This is a genomic window from uncultured Friedmanniella sp., from assembly GCF_964244285.1.
Taxonomy (GTDB): Bacteria; Actinomycetota; Actinomycetes; order Propionibacteriales; family Propionibacteriaceae; genus Microlunatus.
This window is the reverse complement of sequence record NZ_CAXTHT010000011.1, coordinates 69,829-83,591: the sequence shown is the minus strand read 5'-3', so window position 1 is coordinate 83,591 and position 13,763 is coordinate 69,829. Positions and strand designations below refer to the sequence as shown.

Genomic DNA, 13,763 nt, shown 5'->3' with positions numbered 1-13,763 from the left:
TCTATCCAGTGACGAGGAAAGCGATGACGGCTGAACGGCGTGCGGGGACAGGTGAGTTCGAGGACCTGGTGCGGCCGGAGGTGCACGGCGCCTTCCGGGCCGCCCTGCTGCTGTGCGGGGACTGGCAGCAGGCCGAGGACCTCGTCCAGAGCGTGCTGGCCCACTTCTTCGCGGCCGGCCGCTGGCACCAGGTCGACCACGTACAGGCCTACCTGCGGCGGGCGGTCACCCATGAGTTCCTGAGCAGCCGGAGGCGGCGGGCCTCGACCGAGCTCGTGGTCGCCGACGTCGCCGATCAGCCGCACGACGCGGCCGCGGACGTCGACCTGGCCGATCGGGTGGACCTGTTCCGCGCACTCGGCCAGCTCTCCCGGGCCGACCGTGCCGTCGTCGTGCTGCGCTACTGGGAGGACCTGAGCGTGGCCGAGGTGTCGGCGCTGCTGGAGACCACTCCGGGCGCCGTCCGCACCCGGAGTGCCCGGGCGCTGGTCCGGCTGCGCCATCTGCTCGAACCGGCATCGACCGCGGCGCCTGCCGGGTCGGCCACCCACACCCCCATCGCCGAGAGGAACCTCCGATGAACCACCCGAGCCTCGAGCGCACCGCCGACGAGAGGTGGGCGGTCAGCACGCTGCGCCGTTCGATGGCCGGGGTCGAGCCCGACGTGGAGGCGCTGCTGGCTGGCGTCGTCTGGGTGGACGGCCGGCGTCGACGTCGCCTGGTGGTCACCCTGGTCGCCGCGGCGGTCGTCGTCGTCCTGGTCGGGCTGGGGGCTGTCGGGCTGTCGACGGCGCGCACCTCGAGCGACCGCCTGGCCGGGCCCGCGGGGCCGCCGTCCGGTCTGTCCAGCCCGGCGCCCGGACCGTCCGGCTCCCTGATCGACGCTCACACCGCGGCGCTCTACCTGATCAGGCTGACGGGCGGCAACGTGACCGACCAGTACGGCCAGGACGACGACAGCACTCAGGTGGAGGCCCATCTCAGCTTCGACGGCCACACCTCCCGCATCCGGCTGGGCGACGACGGACACGTCACGACGGAGCCCGTGTCCATCGCGGCCGCGGACGTCTCGGTCACCTTGGACACGGCCACGCGGGGAACCACGGCGCCACCCGACCCTGACGGCGTCCTCGGCTGCACGGGCAAGTGGCTGACCTCGTGCCGCGCCAGCGTCCCCGGGCCCGGGCAGGCGCTGGTCACCGGCGTCGCCCTGACCGCGAACGGGTGCTGCGCGATCCGTGGCGAGCAGGTCTCCATGGCGACCTTCCAACGCCAGGACGGGGTGGTCGTGACCGTCGCGGGCCGGTCGGACATGTTCGACACCGCCGACGTCACCCGGATCGCGACGAGCCCGCTCTGGGACGTCTCCGTCCCGCCGAGTCCCGGCGACGCGGAGGCCGCGGCCGAGCTGACGCCCTGGGCGGCGGGCTGACGTGAGGGTCTGGGTCAGCGCTGGAGGGAGACCACCAGCGGCCGGATTCGACAGCCCAGCTCGAAGCCCCACTCCCGGGCCCGGCCGAAGTCGCCGGGACCGAACCGCGCCAGTTCTGCTGACCCGTCTGGGGAGGGCCCGGGGCCGCCCGGTCCGCCGACAGCGTCCAGGTCGTTGCACTCGAACAGCCACAGAGGACGCTCGGCGAGCGCGGCGGCGTACCGGCTGAGGTAGTCGGTGGCCTCGACGGCCCAGCGGCCACCACGGCTGCTGCTGCCGACCACCACGGCTGTGTAGTCCTCAGGCGTCCCGGCCCGAGCGCAGGCGCGGACGTCCACCCCGAGGCTCGCGCGGCAGAGCTGCTCCCGACCACCAGCGCGATCTCCCCGGCGGAGGCCGCGTACACGATCAGAACTCGTTCCATCCCTGGCGCCTCCTCGAAGAGAACCGGCGTCGCCGGCTCCATCAGGCAGGAGCGCCCAGCAGGTGCCCTGATACCGCCCGGAGCGGGTCAGCGCCCGCGGAGCTCACCGACCATGGCGCACTGGAAGGAGTCGCGCGCGAACAGCCCGACCCGGTTCATGTGCCGGACCACGATCGCCCAGGCGGCGAGCAGGGAGGTCTCGGTGTAGGGGACGTCAGCCGCACGGCAGTGCTCGCGGACCAGCAGCCGGGCCTTGGCCAGGTGCGGCCGCGGCATGCTCGGGAAGAGGTGGTGCTCGATCTGGTAGTTCAGACCGCCCATCAGCACCGTCGCCCACCAGCCGCCGGCGACGTTGCGCGAGGTGCGGACCTGCTTGTCCAGGAAGTCCAGCTTCGCCTCGCGCGGGACGATCGGCATCCCGATGTGGTTGGGCGCGAACGAGGCGCCCATGTAGAGGCCGAACACGGCGAGCTGGACGCTGAGGAAGGCGAAGGCCAGGCCCAGCGGCAGCAGCCAGAACAACAGCGTGAGGTAGATCGCGAAGCGACCGGCGAGCAGTCCGAGCTCGAGCCACCGCCCCTCGACCTTGCCGCGTCGGAAGAGACCGCGGAGGGAGTTGATGTGCAGGTTGACGCCCTCGAGCAGCAGCAGCGGGAAGAAGAACCAGCCCTGGCGACGCGTGAACCAGGCCATCACACCCGTCCGGCTGGCTGCGTCCTCCTCGACGAAGGAGACGGTGTCGATCTCGATGTCGGGGTCCTTGCCCAGCTTGTTCGGGTTGGCGTGGTGCCGGCTGTGCTTGCTCATCCACCACGCGTAGCTGATGCCGACGAACAGGGTGGCCAGTACCCGTCCGGCGCGGTCGTTCGCCGGACCCGACGCCAGCACCTGGCGGTGGGAAGCCTCGTGGCCGAGGAAAGCGAACTGGGTGAAGATCAGCCCGAGCGCGCCGGCGATGAGCAGCTGCAGCCACGAGTCCCCGAGCAGGATCAGCCCCGTGGCTGCGCCGCCGAGCGCGGCGACCAGGCCGCCGAAGAGCAGCACGTAGAACCAACGGGTCCGGCCCTGCAGGCCCAGCTCGCGCGAGGCCTGCGCCAGCGCGGTGTAGGTGTGGGTGATGCGGTGGCCGGTGCCCCGACCGGGAACGGGGCGCCCTGCGGGCGCGGTCAGAGAAGACATTCGTCCGTGCTTTCCACCGGTCCTCGACGAGAAGCCGGGTTGGAAGCTCTGGAACAGGTGACTCGAGTGTAGGCGGGCCGGCCGGACCTGCCGACCTCCCTCGGGGTGGCCGGCCCCGCTCCGCCCGTGACGGAAATGGACGGCAGTGCGCAGGTATCGACTGCTCGGCTACGTTCGAGGGCATGACTCTGCCGACGTGGGCGACCTTCCCCAACCCGGTCAACGACCTGGCGGCCCGGGTCGTCGCGGGCGGTGTCGCGCTGTTGACGGTGATCACCATCCTCACGGGGGCCCAGGGCCTGATCCTGCTGCTGGTGCTGGGGTTCGCGGCCCGCGCGCTGTCTGGACCCCGGTTCAGCCTGCTCGGCCGGTTCGCCACCACGGTGGTGGCCCCGCGGCTCGGGATGCCCCGGTTCGTGCCGGGCCCGCCGAAGCGCTTCGCCCAGGTGATCGGCCTCGTCCTGACCTCCGCGGCTGCAGTGCTCGGACTGGGGATGGGCCAGACGGTTCTCGCGAGTGCGCTGCTGGTGGTGCTGCTGCTCTTCGCGCTGCTCGAGTCCGTCCTCGGCTTCTGCGCCGGCTGCTGGCTCTTCGGCCAGCTGATGCGCTTCGGACTGATCAGCCAGGAGACCTGCGAGGAGTGCAGCTCGGTCTGGGCGCGCTACGGCCGCTCGACCAGCTGAGCGTCGCCGTCCCAGCCGTGTGTTGGTGAACCCGGCAGGACGAGCAGGTCTTCCCTACACTGCACCTAGGTTTAATCGACTTGATCAACGAGGAGAACACATGTCGGTGCTCGAGGAAGTTCTGGCGGCCAACGAGGCGTACGCCGCCGGCTTCGGTGACCGCGGCGGGCTCGCGCTGCCGCCGGCGCGGGGGTTCGCCATCCTGACCTGCATGGACGCGCGGCTCGACCCGGCCGGCTACGCCGGGCTGAGCGAGGGCGACGCCCACGTCATCCGCAACGCCGGCGGCCGCGCCAGCGACGACGCCATCCGCAGCCTCGTCATCTCCTACAAGCTGCTCGGCACCAAGGAGTGGTTCGTCGTCCACCACACCGACTGCGGCATGGAGTTCTTCACCAACGACGTCATCGCGGGGCTGCTGGACTCGAGTCTGGAGACTGCCGCGCTCGGCCCGGACGGCTTCACCGACGTGGGTGCCGGGCCCGGCAGCGACGCGGGTCACGACATCGACTGGCTCACCATCGCCGACCAGAGCGGCGCCGTCGTCGACGACGTCAGCCGGATCCGCGCGCACCCGTTGGTGCCGAAGTCGATCCCGGTCTACGGCTACCTCTACGACGTCAAGACCGGCCGGCTGGTCGAGGTGCCCGAGGCCACCGAGGCCGGCCGCGCCGACTGAGACCGGCTGCCGCACCCGAAGGCGGACGATCCTCCCTCGCACGCGGGGGAGGATCGTCGACGGATCAGGACACGGGGACGGGTGCCCCGATGCCGGCGGCCCGACGGCTGGGCCGGACCCAGACCCGCGACCCGGGGCCCAGGTCGAGCGCGTCGACCTGCCCGGGGGTCAGCTGGACCCAGAACGACGAACTGGCGCTGCGTAGGTCGGCGCGGACCTCGAAGCCGATCCGCTGCAGCCGGAGCACCTCGGCCGCGACCGTCCCCGGTCGCTCGCTGTCGAAGACGTCGAGGTCGTGGGGACGCACCAGCAGCCCGTCCAACCGGGTGACCGGACCCAGGAACTCCATCACGAACTCGTTCGCGGGCCGGTCGTAGAGGTCGTTCGGGCTGCCGACCTGCTCGACCCGGCCGGCGCTGATCACCACCAGCTCGTCGGCGACCTCGAGCGCCTCCTCCTGGTCGTGGGTCACGAAGATCGTGGTCACGTGCACCTCGTCGTGCAGCCGGCGCAGCCAGTCGCGCAGCTCCTTGCGGACCTTCGCGTCGAGCGCCCCGAAGGGCTCATCGAGCAGCAGCACCTTCGGTTCGGCGGCCAGCGCGCGGGCCAGGGCCATCCGCTGGCGCTGGCCGCCGGAGAGCTGGGCGGGCAGCCGGTCGGCGAACTGGTCGAGGTGGACGAGCTCGAGCATCTCGTACACGCGACGGCGGACCTCGGCCTTGGGGCGGTGCCGGACCTCCAGGCCGAAGGCCACGTTGCGGAAGACGCTGAGGTGCTTGAACGCCGCGTAATGCTGGAAGACGAACCCCACACCCCGCTGTTGCGGTGGCAGCCTGGTGGCGTCCTCGCCCTCGATCCGGACGGTGCCGGAATCCGCGGAGTCGAGGCCCGCGATCACCCGCAGCAGGGTGGACTTGCCACCGCCGCTCGGCCCCAGCAGGGCCGTGAGCTGGCCGCTGCGGACGTCGACGGTGACGTCGTCGAGCGCCACGAAATCGCCGAAGCGCTTGGAGATGTTCAAGGCCTGGATGCCCATGGCGTCGCTCCTCAGAGGTTGGTCAACGGTGGTCGGGGTCGTCGCGGGGCCGCAGCAGCGCGACGACGACGATGCAGAGGATGGCGATGGCGACCATGACGAAACTGATCGCGTACGCGCCGTTCTCGTCCAGGTCGGCGTAGCGCTGGGCGGCCAGCAGCGGCATGGTCTGGGTGGAGCCGAGCACGTTGCCGGCGACGACCCGGACGGCTCCGAACTCACCGAGTGCCCGCGCCAGGCTGAGGACCACCCCGTACGCCAGGGCCCAGCGCACACTCGGCAGGGTCAGCCGCCAGAGCCGCTGCCAGGCACTTGCCCCGAGCGCCCGGCCGGCCTGCTCCTGCTCGAGCCCGATCTCCTCCAAGACAGGAATCAGCTCGCGCACCACCAGCGGGAGCGACACGAAGCAGGTGGCCAGCACGATCCCCGGCTCGGAGTAGATGACCTGAACCCCGAGGGTCTGCAGGATGCCGCCGAACCAGCCACTCTTGCCGTAGACCAGGATCAGCGCCAGGCCCGCGATCACCGGCGAGACCGAGACGGGCAGGTCGATCAGGGCGTTCAGCACCGTGCGGCCGGCGAAGCGGTACCGCGTGATCAACAGGGCGACGGTCAGGCCGAAGACGGTGTTGACCGCCACGGCGATCACCGCGACCCGCAACGACAGCGAGACCGCCGAGACCGCCTCCGGTGAGGTGACCGACTCCACGAAGTCGGCGACGCCGTCCTCGAACGTGCGGCCCACCATCACCACCAGCGGCAGCACGACCAGGACGCCGACGTAGCCCACGGCGAGCAGCCGCAGTGCCCACTTCGTGCCCGTGGCGGTGGCGGTGGCCGTCCCGCTCTCAGCCACGACGAGCCGTCCGTCGCTGGACCACGCCGAGGCCGACGATCACCACGAGGGCCACGACCAGCAGCACCGTCGCGACCGCCGAGGCGCCCGCCAGGTTGTCGTTCTCGATCTGGCCCAGCATCCGGGCGCTGGCCACCTCCGTACGCCTGGGCAGGCTGCCGGAGATCAGCACGACCGAGCCGTACTCGCCGAGCCCACGTGCGAACGACAGCGCGGCTCCGGCCGCCATGGCAGGGGCGATGTTGGGCAGGATCAGCCGGCGGAAGATCGTGAGCCGACTGGCCCCGAGCGAGGCGCCGGCCTCCTCGACGTCGCGCTCCAGCTCCTCGAGCACGGGCTGAACGGCGCGGACGACGAAGGGCAGCGTCACGAAGAGCAGGGCGACGAAGATCGACCAGCGCGTCTGGGCCAGCACGATGCCGAACGGGCTCTTGTTGCCGTAGAGGGCGATCAGCACCAGCCCGGCGACGATGGTGGGCAGGGCGAACGGCACGTCGATGACCAGGCTGAGCAGCCGTCGACCCCAGAAGCGGTCCCGGACGAGCACCCAGGCGACCAGCGTGCCCATCAGCGTGTTCACCACCGTGGCGGCCGCCGCGGTGGCCACGGTCAGCCGGATCGCCGCGGCAACGGCCGGACTGGTCACGGTGTCGACGAACCCGCTGACCCCGTCGGTGGTGGAGTTCACCAGCACCGCGACCAGCGGCAGCAGCACCAGCACGCTCATCCAGAGCACCGCCAGGCCCAGCGCCAGTCCCGAGCCGGCGCCCAGCCGCAGCACGCCCTGGGGTGCGCTGGCCCGCGGACGACCCGCCGCGGGGGCCGCGGCGGGCGTCAGGGTGGGGGCGCTCACGCCCTCGGACCTGCCGGACGGAGGATCACGAGACGCCGCTCGCGTCCTGGATCTGGGTCACGATGCCGGTCTTCTCGTCGAAGAACTTCTTCGCCACCGCCGACCAGCCACCGAGGTCGGAGATCGTCACCAGCTTCTTCACCGTGGGGAAGGGTGCGGCCGGGTCGTTCGCACCCTCGACCTGGCCGGGGTCCACGCCGGTGCCCAGCGGCCGGAAGCCGTGGCTGGCGAAGACCTTCTGTCCGGCGTCGGACTCCACGTAGCTGAGGAACTTGCCGGCCGTGGCGGGCGCCTTGGTCGTGACGGCACCCGGGTTCTCGATCTTGAGCGTGGTGTCGGGCACGATGTAGTCGACGTCGGCGCCGCTCTGGCGGGCGGCGATGGCCTCGTTCTCGTAGGAGATCAGCACGTCGCCGGTACCGCTGGTGAAGGCGCTGGTGGCCTCACGGCCGCTGGCCGGCAGGCTGACCACGTTCGCGTAGTACTGGGTCAGGTACTGCTTCGCCTCGGCCTCGGAGCCGCCGTTCGCGGTGATCTGCGACCAGGCGGCGAGGACGTTCCAGCGCGCCGAGCCCGAGGAGCCCGGGTTCGGGGTGACGATCTTGACGCCCGGCTTGGTGAGGTCGGCCCAGCCCCGGATCCCGAGCGGGTTGCCCTTGCGCACCACGATCACGACGACCGAGGTGCTGACGATGCCCTTGGTGGGACCGGAGTCCCAGTCCTTGGCGACCAGGTTCTGGTCGACCAGCTTGGTCATGTCCGTGTTCAGCGAGAACCCGACGTAGTCCGCGGCGAGGCCGGAGATCACGGCCCGCGCCTGGTCGCCGCTGGCGCCGTAGGAAGACTTCCAGGTCACGCCCTTGCCGTCGGGGGTGTCGGCGAAGTCCTTCTGCAGGTCGTCGTAGGCCGGCTTGGGCACGGAGAACGCCACCAGGGAGAGTGCGGTCGAGGTCGAGCCACCGCTCCCGCTCCCACCGCAGGCCGTGAGCAACAGGCTCAGCGCTACGGCTGCCGCCGCTGCGGGGCGTGCCCAGCCACGTCCGAATCGACCAGTCATGTCCAACTCCCCTTATTCCTACCCGACCACTCGGGAAACTCATCGAATCCTCAACCGTCGAGACGACAGGGTCCACTTAGTCTCGCAATCTGGACACGCCTCTCAATCCGCGAGACAGGGAAAGGATCTGGTGACCTCGCCGGGGGTCCTCCTGGTGCTTTCCTCAGCGACCCCGTAGATTGCGCCCTACCAGCGGCGCGTGCGTCGACTGCGGTCAAGCAGAGGGCCGACCTCCTTTCAGTTGTGGAGCGACCATGCCCGAAGCTCTTGCCCTCACCCCCACCCAGCGCGTGCGGTTGTCCGTACGTCCCCATCTCTCCGACGGCGCCCAGGCGAGCGTCCTCCGCCAGGCCGTGAAGTACATCGAGGAGAACGCGCACCGCGCCATCGGCATCTCCGACATCGCGACCGCCTGCCAGCGTGGCCCACGTGCTCTCCAGCTGGCCTTCCGTCGGGGCGCCGACACCACGCCGTGGGCCTACGTACGGTCGGTGCGGCTGGACCGGGCCCGCCGGGACCTGCTGCGGGGCGACCCCACCTCGGAGACGGTGTCCGCCGTCGCGCACCGCTGGGGGTTCAGCAACCGCAGCCGTTTCTCGACCGAGTACCGCACCGCGTACGGGGAGTCGCCGGGCGCCACCCTGCGTCGCCCCTGGTCCGAGCCCACGGCAGCCTGAGGGCCGGCCCAACCCTCAAGCCCGACTTCGGACCTCTTCCCATCCGCGTCGGGCTTACTTAGGCTGCCGTCTCGACGTCTTCCCCGGGGCCGGTGCAGCAGGCTTGTGCCGCGCGAAGGCGAGCCCGCAAGCCCGCTTCCCCGAAGGACTTCCTGATGTCGCTCCCCTCCCTCGCCCCGCGGCGGATCATCGCCGTCACCGTGGCGGCGGTCGCCGGCCTGGCCGGTCTCCAGCACCTGCCGGCGGTGGCTGCCCCCGTCGTGTCCGCCTCGCCCACCCTTACGACGGGCGCCTCTCGACTGCCGACCCCGACGAGCGCCGCCCGCGCCGCCGGGGTCGAGCCGGGCAACGCGCCGATGGGCTGGCGCTCGGCGCTGACCCGGCCCGCCTTGACCGCGAAGGTCACCGGGCCCGCGCTCGCCGCCAAGGCGTTCGTCCCGTCCGGGGTCCTGGGCATGGACGTGTCCAGCTACCAGGGCACGGTCAAGTGGCCCAGCCACGCGAAGGCGCACAAGCAGTTCGCCTACATCAAGGCGACCGAGGGCACGGGCTACAAGAACCCGTACTTCGCCTCCCAGTACAAGGGCGCCTACAAGGCCGGGCTGATCCGCGGGGCCTACCACTTCGCCAGCCCGTCGGGCAGCAGCGGCAAGAAGCAGGCCGACTACTTCGTCAAGCACGGCGGCGCCTGGACCGCCGATGGTCACACGCTGCCGGGGGTGCTCGACATCGAGTACAACCCCTACGGCAAGACCTGCTACGGGGTGAGCAAGAAGAAGATGATCTCGTGGGTGAACAGCTTCGTGGTCGAGTACAAGCGGCTGACCACCCGGGACGCCGTCATCTACACCACGACGGACTGGTGGACCCGGTGCACGGGGAACACGAAGAAGTTCAGCCTGACCAACCCGCTGTGGGCGGCTCGCTACGGCACCAAGGACGCGGGCAAACTGCCCGGTAGCTGGCCGTGGGCGACCTTCTGGCAGTACACCTCGACCCCGTTCGACCAGAACCGCTTCAGCTCCAAGCGCGCCCGGCTGCTGGTCCTGGCCAAGAACGCCGCCTGAGGCGGACCTGCGGAGACCGCCCCTGGACCGCAGCCCGTCGAAGGCCTCGGCTAGCTGACGTCCTCGTCGTCCTCGCTGGCCCCGCCGGCGAGCTCGCCGGGATCCACGGTGCCCTCGGGGTCGTCCTCGATCGAGAGGCTGCCGTACTCCGTGGAGTCCGGCAGAGTCGCCGAGGCCGGGGTCTCGCCCTCGGGCAGGTCGTCGTCGGCGGGTGGGGATGAGATCGACATCGTGAGCTCCTGTGCGGACGGTCGAGCAGGACCTTCAGCCTAGTGCTGCGGTCCCGGACCGCCCGGCCGCGGTGTGGGGCGCCTGCGATGCTGGTCCGATGACCGCTGACGACCGCCCTGGAGGAGCCCACGACGTGAGCAGCTGGGTCGAGCACGTGATCTGGTGGCACGTCTACCCGCTCGGTTTCGTGGGCGCCCGCCCCGAGCTCGCAGACGCCTCGCCGGAGCCGCACCAGCTGGGCCGGCTGCACGGCTGGCTCGACCACCTGGTCGCGCTCGGCGGCAACGGCCTCGCGCTGGGTCCCGTCTTCGCGTCCCGGACGCACGGCTACGACACCACCGACTACCTGCGGATCGACCCGCGGCTCGGGGACGACGGCGACTTCGACGCGCTGGTGGCCGCCTGCCGAGAGCGCGGCATCCGGGTGCTGCTCGACGGCGTGTTCAACCACGCGGGTCGGGACTTCCCTCCCGTCCGGGAGGCGCTGGACGGCGGCGCGGACTCCGCGGCCGCAGCCTGGATCCACTGGAGCGATGGCTGGCCGGTCTTCTTCGAGGGCCACGACCAGCTGGTGGCGCTGAACCACTCCTCGCGAGAGGTGCAGGACCTGGTGGTGGAGGTGATGACCCACTGGCTCGAGCGCGGCGTGGACGGCTGGCGGCTCGACGCGGCGTACGCCGTGCCCCCGGAGTTCTGGGCCGCGGTGCTGCCCCGGGTGCGCGAGCGGTTCCCGGACGCCTGGTTCGTGGGCGAGATGATCCACGGCGACTACCGCGACTACGTCGCCCGGTCCGGGCTCGACTCGGTCACCCAGTACGAGCTGTGGAAGGCGATCTGGTCCTCCCTCACCGAGCGCAACTTCTGGGAGCTCGACTGGACGCTGGGCCGGCACCGGGACCTGGTGGCCGAGCTCGACCCGCTGACCTTCCTCGGCAACCACGACGTCACCCGGGTCGCCAGCCAGATCGCGGACGCCCGGCATGTCCCGCACGCCGTGGCGCTGCTGCTGTTCCTGCCGGGGGTGCCCAGCATCTACTACGGCGACGAGTACGGGCTGCGGGCAGTCAAGGAGGAGCGGGTCGGCGGTGACGACGCGATCCGGCCCGAGATGCCCGAAGCGCCCAGCCAGCTGGCCGGCACCGACGACCAGATCTGGTCGGTCTACCAGCGGATGATCGGTCTGCGCCGCCGTCACGCCTGGCTCAACCGGGCGGTGGTGACGACGGCCGAGGTGGCCAACGAGCACCTGCTCGTCCGCGCTGCCGGGCCCGACGGCCAGCACCTGACCCTCGCCCTCAACCTGGCTGACGACCCTTTCGGCCTCTCGGAGTCCGGTCCGGTGCTGGAGTCCGGCGCGCCGCTGGACGGCCAGTCCGTTGCGCCCCACTCCTGGGCGGTGCTGGAGCTCTGAGGCATCACCGCGGCAGCAGCAGCGGTCGGACGCGGTCCAGCAGTGGACGGTCCGGAGCGAGCCAGGGGACGTCCAGGAGGTCCTCCGCGGCGAGCCAGCGGAACTCGTCGTGGGCGTCGCTCAGCCGCAGCTCGCCCGCGGTCACCTCGCACCACCAGGCTCGTAGCTCCAGCCCCGGCGTCAGCGGCCAGGTCGTGCCGGTGCCGGGCACCAGCTCGTCGCCACTGCGGACGCGCACCCCGAGCTCCTCGGACAGCTCGCGGTGCAGGGCGTCCAGCGGCTGCTCGCCGGGTTCCACCTTGCCACCCGGCAGCTCCCACCGGCCCGCGAGCGCCGGCGGCCGGGTGCGCCGGGCCGCGAGCACCCGGCTCGGCGCGTCGAGACGGTCCACGATCACGGCCCCGACCACCAGCTGCACGCCAGGCACGCTAGCCGAGCCGCGGGGAACAGAACGGCTGGTGCTCATGTTGGCCCGAGCATCGACGGGGGAAACCCGTTGCCGCTGTCAGTGGTGCCTCCTAGCGTCAGTGCCGATGAGTTCGCCCGGTGCGAGGGGTCTCACCTCCCGAGGAGCTCGGACGGCAGCGGCGCCGCACGACCGATCGACCCAGCAACACCAGAGCAGACAGGACGGTGGCCGATGACCGCCACGGACAGGACCATCGCGCCGGTGAGCGAGCCCGCCGCGCGTACCGGAGGCAACGACCGGACGGTGATCATCACCCTCCTGGTCGCGACCTTCGTGGTCATCCTCAACGAGACGATCATGGGCGTCGCCCTGCCGCATCTGATGAGCGACCTCGGCGTCGCAGCGTCCACGGTCCAGTGGCTCTCGACGGCCTTTCTGCTGACCATGGGCGTCGTCATCCCCACCACCGGGTTCCTGCTGCAGCGGCTGCCCACCCGGACGGTCTTCCTCCTGGCCATGAGCCTGTTCTCGACCGGCACCCTGGTGGCGGCCCTGGCGAACGGCTTCCTGATGCTCCTCGTCGCCCGCGTGGTCCAGGCGTGCGGCACCGCGATCATGCTGCCGCTGCTGATGACCACGATCCTGACCCTGGTGCCGATCGAGCGCCGCGGCCTCGTGATGGGCAACGTCAGCATCGCCATCTCGGTGGCCCCGGCGATCGGCCCGACCGTGTCCGGCATCATCCTGCAGTACCTGTCATGGCGCTTCATGTTCGTGATCGTGCTGCCGATCGCGCTGGTCACGCTGGTCCTGGGCGCCCGCCAGCTCGGCAACGTCAGCGACCCGGGCCACCAAAGGCTCGACCTCGTCTCCGTACTGCTGTCGGTGCCCGCCTTCGGTGGTCTGGTCTACGGCCTCAGCCGGCTGGGCGAGAGCTCCTCGGGCGGCCTCGGGACCGCCCTGGCCTTCCTGGCCGTCGGGGCGGTCGGCCTGCTGGCCTTCGGCTGGCGCCAGCTGCGGCTGGCCCGCGGGAGCGACCCGCTGCTGGACCTGCGCGCGTTCCGCTTCCCCATGTTCAGCGTCAGCCTGACCATGCTGTGCATCGCCATGGTCGCGCTGTTCGGCGTGGTGATCCTGCTGCCGATCTACCTGCAGACCGTGCGCGGGCTGGACTCGCTGCAGACCGGTCTGCTGCTGCTGCCGGGCGGTCTGCTGATGGGCCTGCTCGGCCCGGTGGTCGGGCGGCTGTTCGACCGGTGGGGGCCGAAGGGTCTGTCGACCTTCGGCGCGGTGCTCCTCGTGCTCACCCTCTGGCGCTTCAGCACGGTCGACCCGGGGACGTCGGTGTGGCTGCTCGTGGGCTACCACCTGGTGCTGTCGCTCGGGTTGGCCTGCCTGTTCACGCCGGCCTTCACGACCGCACTCAACCCGCTGCCGCCCTCCCTCTACTCCCACGGCAGCGCGATCCTGGCCACCCTGCAGCAGGTGTCCGGCGCGGCCGGTACGGCACTGCTGGTCGGCATCTACGCCGGTCGTGCGGCGTCGCTGGCGGAGGGTGGCGCGCCGATGCTGCTGGCCTCGGGGGAGGGGCTGCAGCGGGCCTTCGCCGTCGCGGCCGTGGTGGCCGTCGGGGCGGTGGCCTGCGCCCTGTTCCTCACCTCGACCAAGCCCGTCGAGGCGCCGGCCGAGCCGCAGCCGGAGCTGCGCTGACCCTGCCTGATCCCGGACGGGTGGGCCGGCTCGGGGGTACGGTCGGCTCATGAGTGAGA

The 13,763-nt window shown here is 71.2% G+C and carries 16 protein-coding genes; 8 read left to right on the top strand and 8 right to left on the bottom strand.

The window, feature by feature from the left end:
- Both ACFE7W_RS18595 and ACFE7W_RS18590 read left to right on the top strand, forming a co-directional pair.
- A partial coding sequence (locus ACFE7W_RS18595) for an RNA polymerase sigma factor (RefSeq protein WP_375426317.1) occupies nucleotides 1-581 on the top strand: 581 nt, incomplete at its 5' end.
- Nucleotides 578-1,432 (top strand): hypothetical protein, encoded by an 855-nt coding sequence (locus ACFE7W_RS18590; protein WP_375426316.1) that lies wholly within the window; start codon nucleotides 578-580, stop codon nucleotides 1,430-1,432. The genes ACFE7W_RS18595 and ACFE7W_RS18590, both read left to right, overlap by 4 nt.
- A 14-nt stretch (nucleotides 1,433-1,446) precedes the next feature.
- On the opposite strand, the gene ACFE7W_RS18585 is transcribed toward ACFE7W_RS18590, so the two are convergent.
- Entirely contained in the window at nucleotides 1,447-1,770 is a 324-nt protein-coding gene (locus ACFE7W_RS18585) for a hypothetical protein (protein ID WP_375426315.1), read from the bottom strand.
- 173 nt (nucleotides 1,771-1,943) lie between these two features.
- Nucleotides 1,944-3,035: a fatty acid desaturase family protein gene (locus ACFE7W_RS18580; protein ID WP_375426314.1), complete on the bottom strand. Its 1,092-nt coding sequence runs from the start codon at nucleotides 3,033-3,035 to the stop codon at nucleotides 1,944-1,946.
- A 182-nt stretch (nucleotides 3,036-3,217) separates the two neighbouring features.
- On the opposite strand from ACFE7W_RS18580, the gene ACFE7W_RS18575 reads away from it, so the two are divergent.
- Together ACFE7W_RS18575 and ACFE7W_RS18570 are read left to right on the top strand one after the other, a co-directional pair.
- Complete coding sequence (locus ACFE7W_RS18575; protein ID WP_375426313.1) at nucleotides 3,218-3,718, top strand: DUF4395 domain-containing protein; 501 nt, start codon at nucleotides 3,218-3,220, stop codon at nucleotides 3,716-3,718.
- A 100-nt stretch (nucleotides 3,719-3,818) separates the two neighbouring features.
- Nucleotides 3,819-4,397 (top strand): beta-class carbonic anhydrase, encoded by a 579-nt coding sequence (locus ACFE7W_RS18570; protein ID WP_375426312.1) that lies wholly within the window; start codon nucleotides 3,819-3,821, stop codon nucleotides 4,395-4,397.
- 64 nt (nucleotides 4,398-4,461) lie between these two features.
- On the opposite strand, the gene ACFE7W_RS18565 is transcribed toward ACFE7W_RS18570, so the two are convergent.
- From ACFE7W_RS18565 to ACFE7W_RS18550, 4 genes are read right to left on the bottom strand one after another with little or no spacing between them, the layout of a single operon-like run.
- Nucleotides 4,462-5,433: a sulfate/molybdate ABC transporter ATP-binding protein gene (locus ACFE7W_RS18565; RefSeq protein ID WP_375426311.1), complete on the bottom strand. Its 972-nt coding sequence runs from the start codon at nucleotides 5,431-5,433 to the stop codon at nucleotides 4,462-4,464.
- Between the two features lie 22 nt (nucleotides 5,434-5,455).
- Nucleotides 5,456-6,289: a sulfate ABC transporter permease gene (locus tag ACFE7W_RS18560; protein WP_375426310.1), complete on the bottom strand. Its 834-nt coding sequence runs from the start codon at nucleotides 6,287-6,289 to the stop codon at nucleotides 5,456-5,458.
- Nucleotides 6,282-7,142 carry a sulfate ABC transporter permease subunit CysT gene (cysT, locus tag ACFE7W_RS18555; protein ID WP_375426309.1) on the bottom strand — a complete coding sequence of 287 codons (861 nt, stop codon included), beginning with the start codon at nucleotides 7,140-7,142 and terminating at the stop codon, nucleotides 6,282-6,284. Before cysT ends, ACFE7W_RS18560 begins: the two co-directional genes overlap by 8 nt.
- A gap of 25 nt (nucleotides 7,143-7,167) precedes the next feature.
- Nucleotides 7,168-8,199, bottom strand: coding sequence for a sulfate ABC transporter substrate-binding protein (locus ACFE7W_RS18550; RefSeq protein WP_375426308.1), 1,032 nt, complete (start codon nucleotides 8,197-8,199; stop codon nucleotides 7,168-7,170).
- 254 nt (nucleotides 8,200-8,453) lie between these two features.
- On the opposite strand from ACFE7W_RS18550, the gene ACFE7W_RS18545 reads away from it, so the two are divergent.
- Nucleotides 8,454-8,876, top strand: a complete 423-nt coding sequence (locus ACFE7W_RS18545; protein ID WP_375426307.1) for a helix-turn-helix transcriptional regulator — start codon at nucleotides 8,454-8,456, stop codon at nucleotides 8,874-8,876.
- A gap of 155 nt (nucleotides 8,877-9,031) precedes the next feature.
- Nucleotides 9,032-9,943: a lysozyme gene (locus tag ACFE7W_RS18540; RefSeq protein WP_375426306.1), complete on the top strand. Its 912-nt coding sequence runs from the start codon at nucleotides 9,032-9,034 to the stop codon at nucleotides 9,941-9,943.
- Nucleotides 9,944-9,993: 50 nt separating this feature from the next.
- Here the strand turns inward: ACFE7W_RS18540 and ACFE7W_RS18535 are convergent, their stop codons facing one another.
- On the bottom strand, nucleotides 9,994-10,173 hold the full coding sequence (locus ACFE7W_RS18535) for a hypothetical protein (RefSeq protein ID WP_375426305.1): 180 nt from the start codon (nucleotides 10,171-10,173) through the stop codon (nucleotides 9,994-9,996).
- Nucleotides 10,174-10,271: 98 nt separating this feature from the next.
- Here ACFE7W_RS18535 and ACFE7W_RS18530 point away from each other — a divergent pair, with 98 nt between their 5' ends.
- Nucleotides 10,272-11,585 (top strand): alpha-amylase family protein, encoded by a 1,314-nt coding sequence (locus ACFE7W_RS18530; protein ID WP_375426304.1) that lies wholly within the window; start codon nucleotides 10,272-10,274, stop codon nucleotides 11,583-11,585.
- A gap of 4 nt (nucleotides 11,586-11,589) precedes the next feature.
- Here the strand turns inward: ACFE7W_RS18530 and ACFE7W_RS18525 are convergent, their stop codons facing one another.
- Nucleotides 11,590-12,003, bottom strand: a complete 414-nt coding sequence (locus ACFE7W_RS18525) for a (deoxy)nucleoside triphosphate pyrophosphohydrolase (protein ID WP_375426303.1) — start codon at nucleotides 12,001-12,003, stop codon at nucleotides 11,590-11,592.
- Nucleotides 12,004-12,225: 222 nt separating this feature from the next.
- Here ACFE7W_RS18525 and ACFE7W_RS18520 point away from each other — a divergent pair, with 222 nt between their 5' ends.
- On the top strand, nucleotides 12,226-13,704 hold the full coding sequence (locus ACFE7W_RS18520) for an MDR family MFS transporter (protein ID WP_375426302.1): 1,479 nt from the start codon (nucleotides 12,226-12,228) through the stop codon (nucleotides 13,702-13,704).
- The last annotated feature ends 59 nt before the right edge of the window (nucleotides 13,705-13,763 follow it).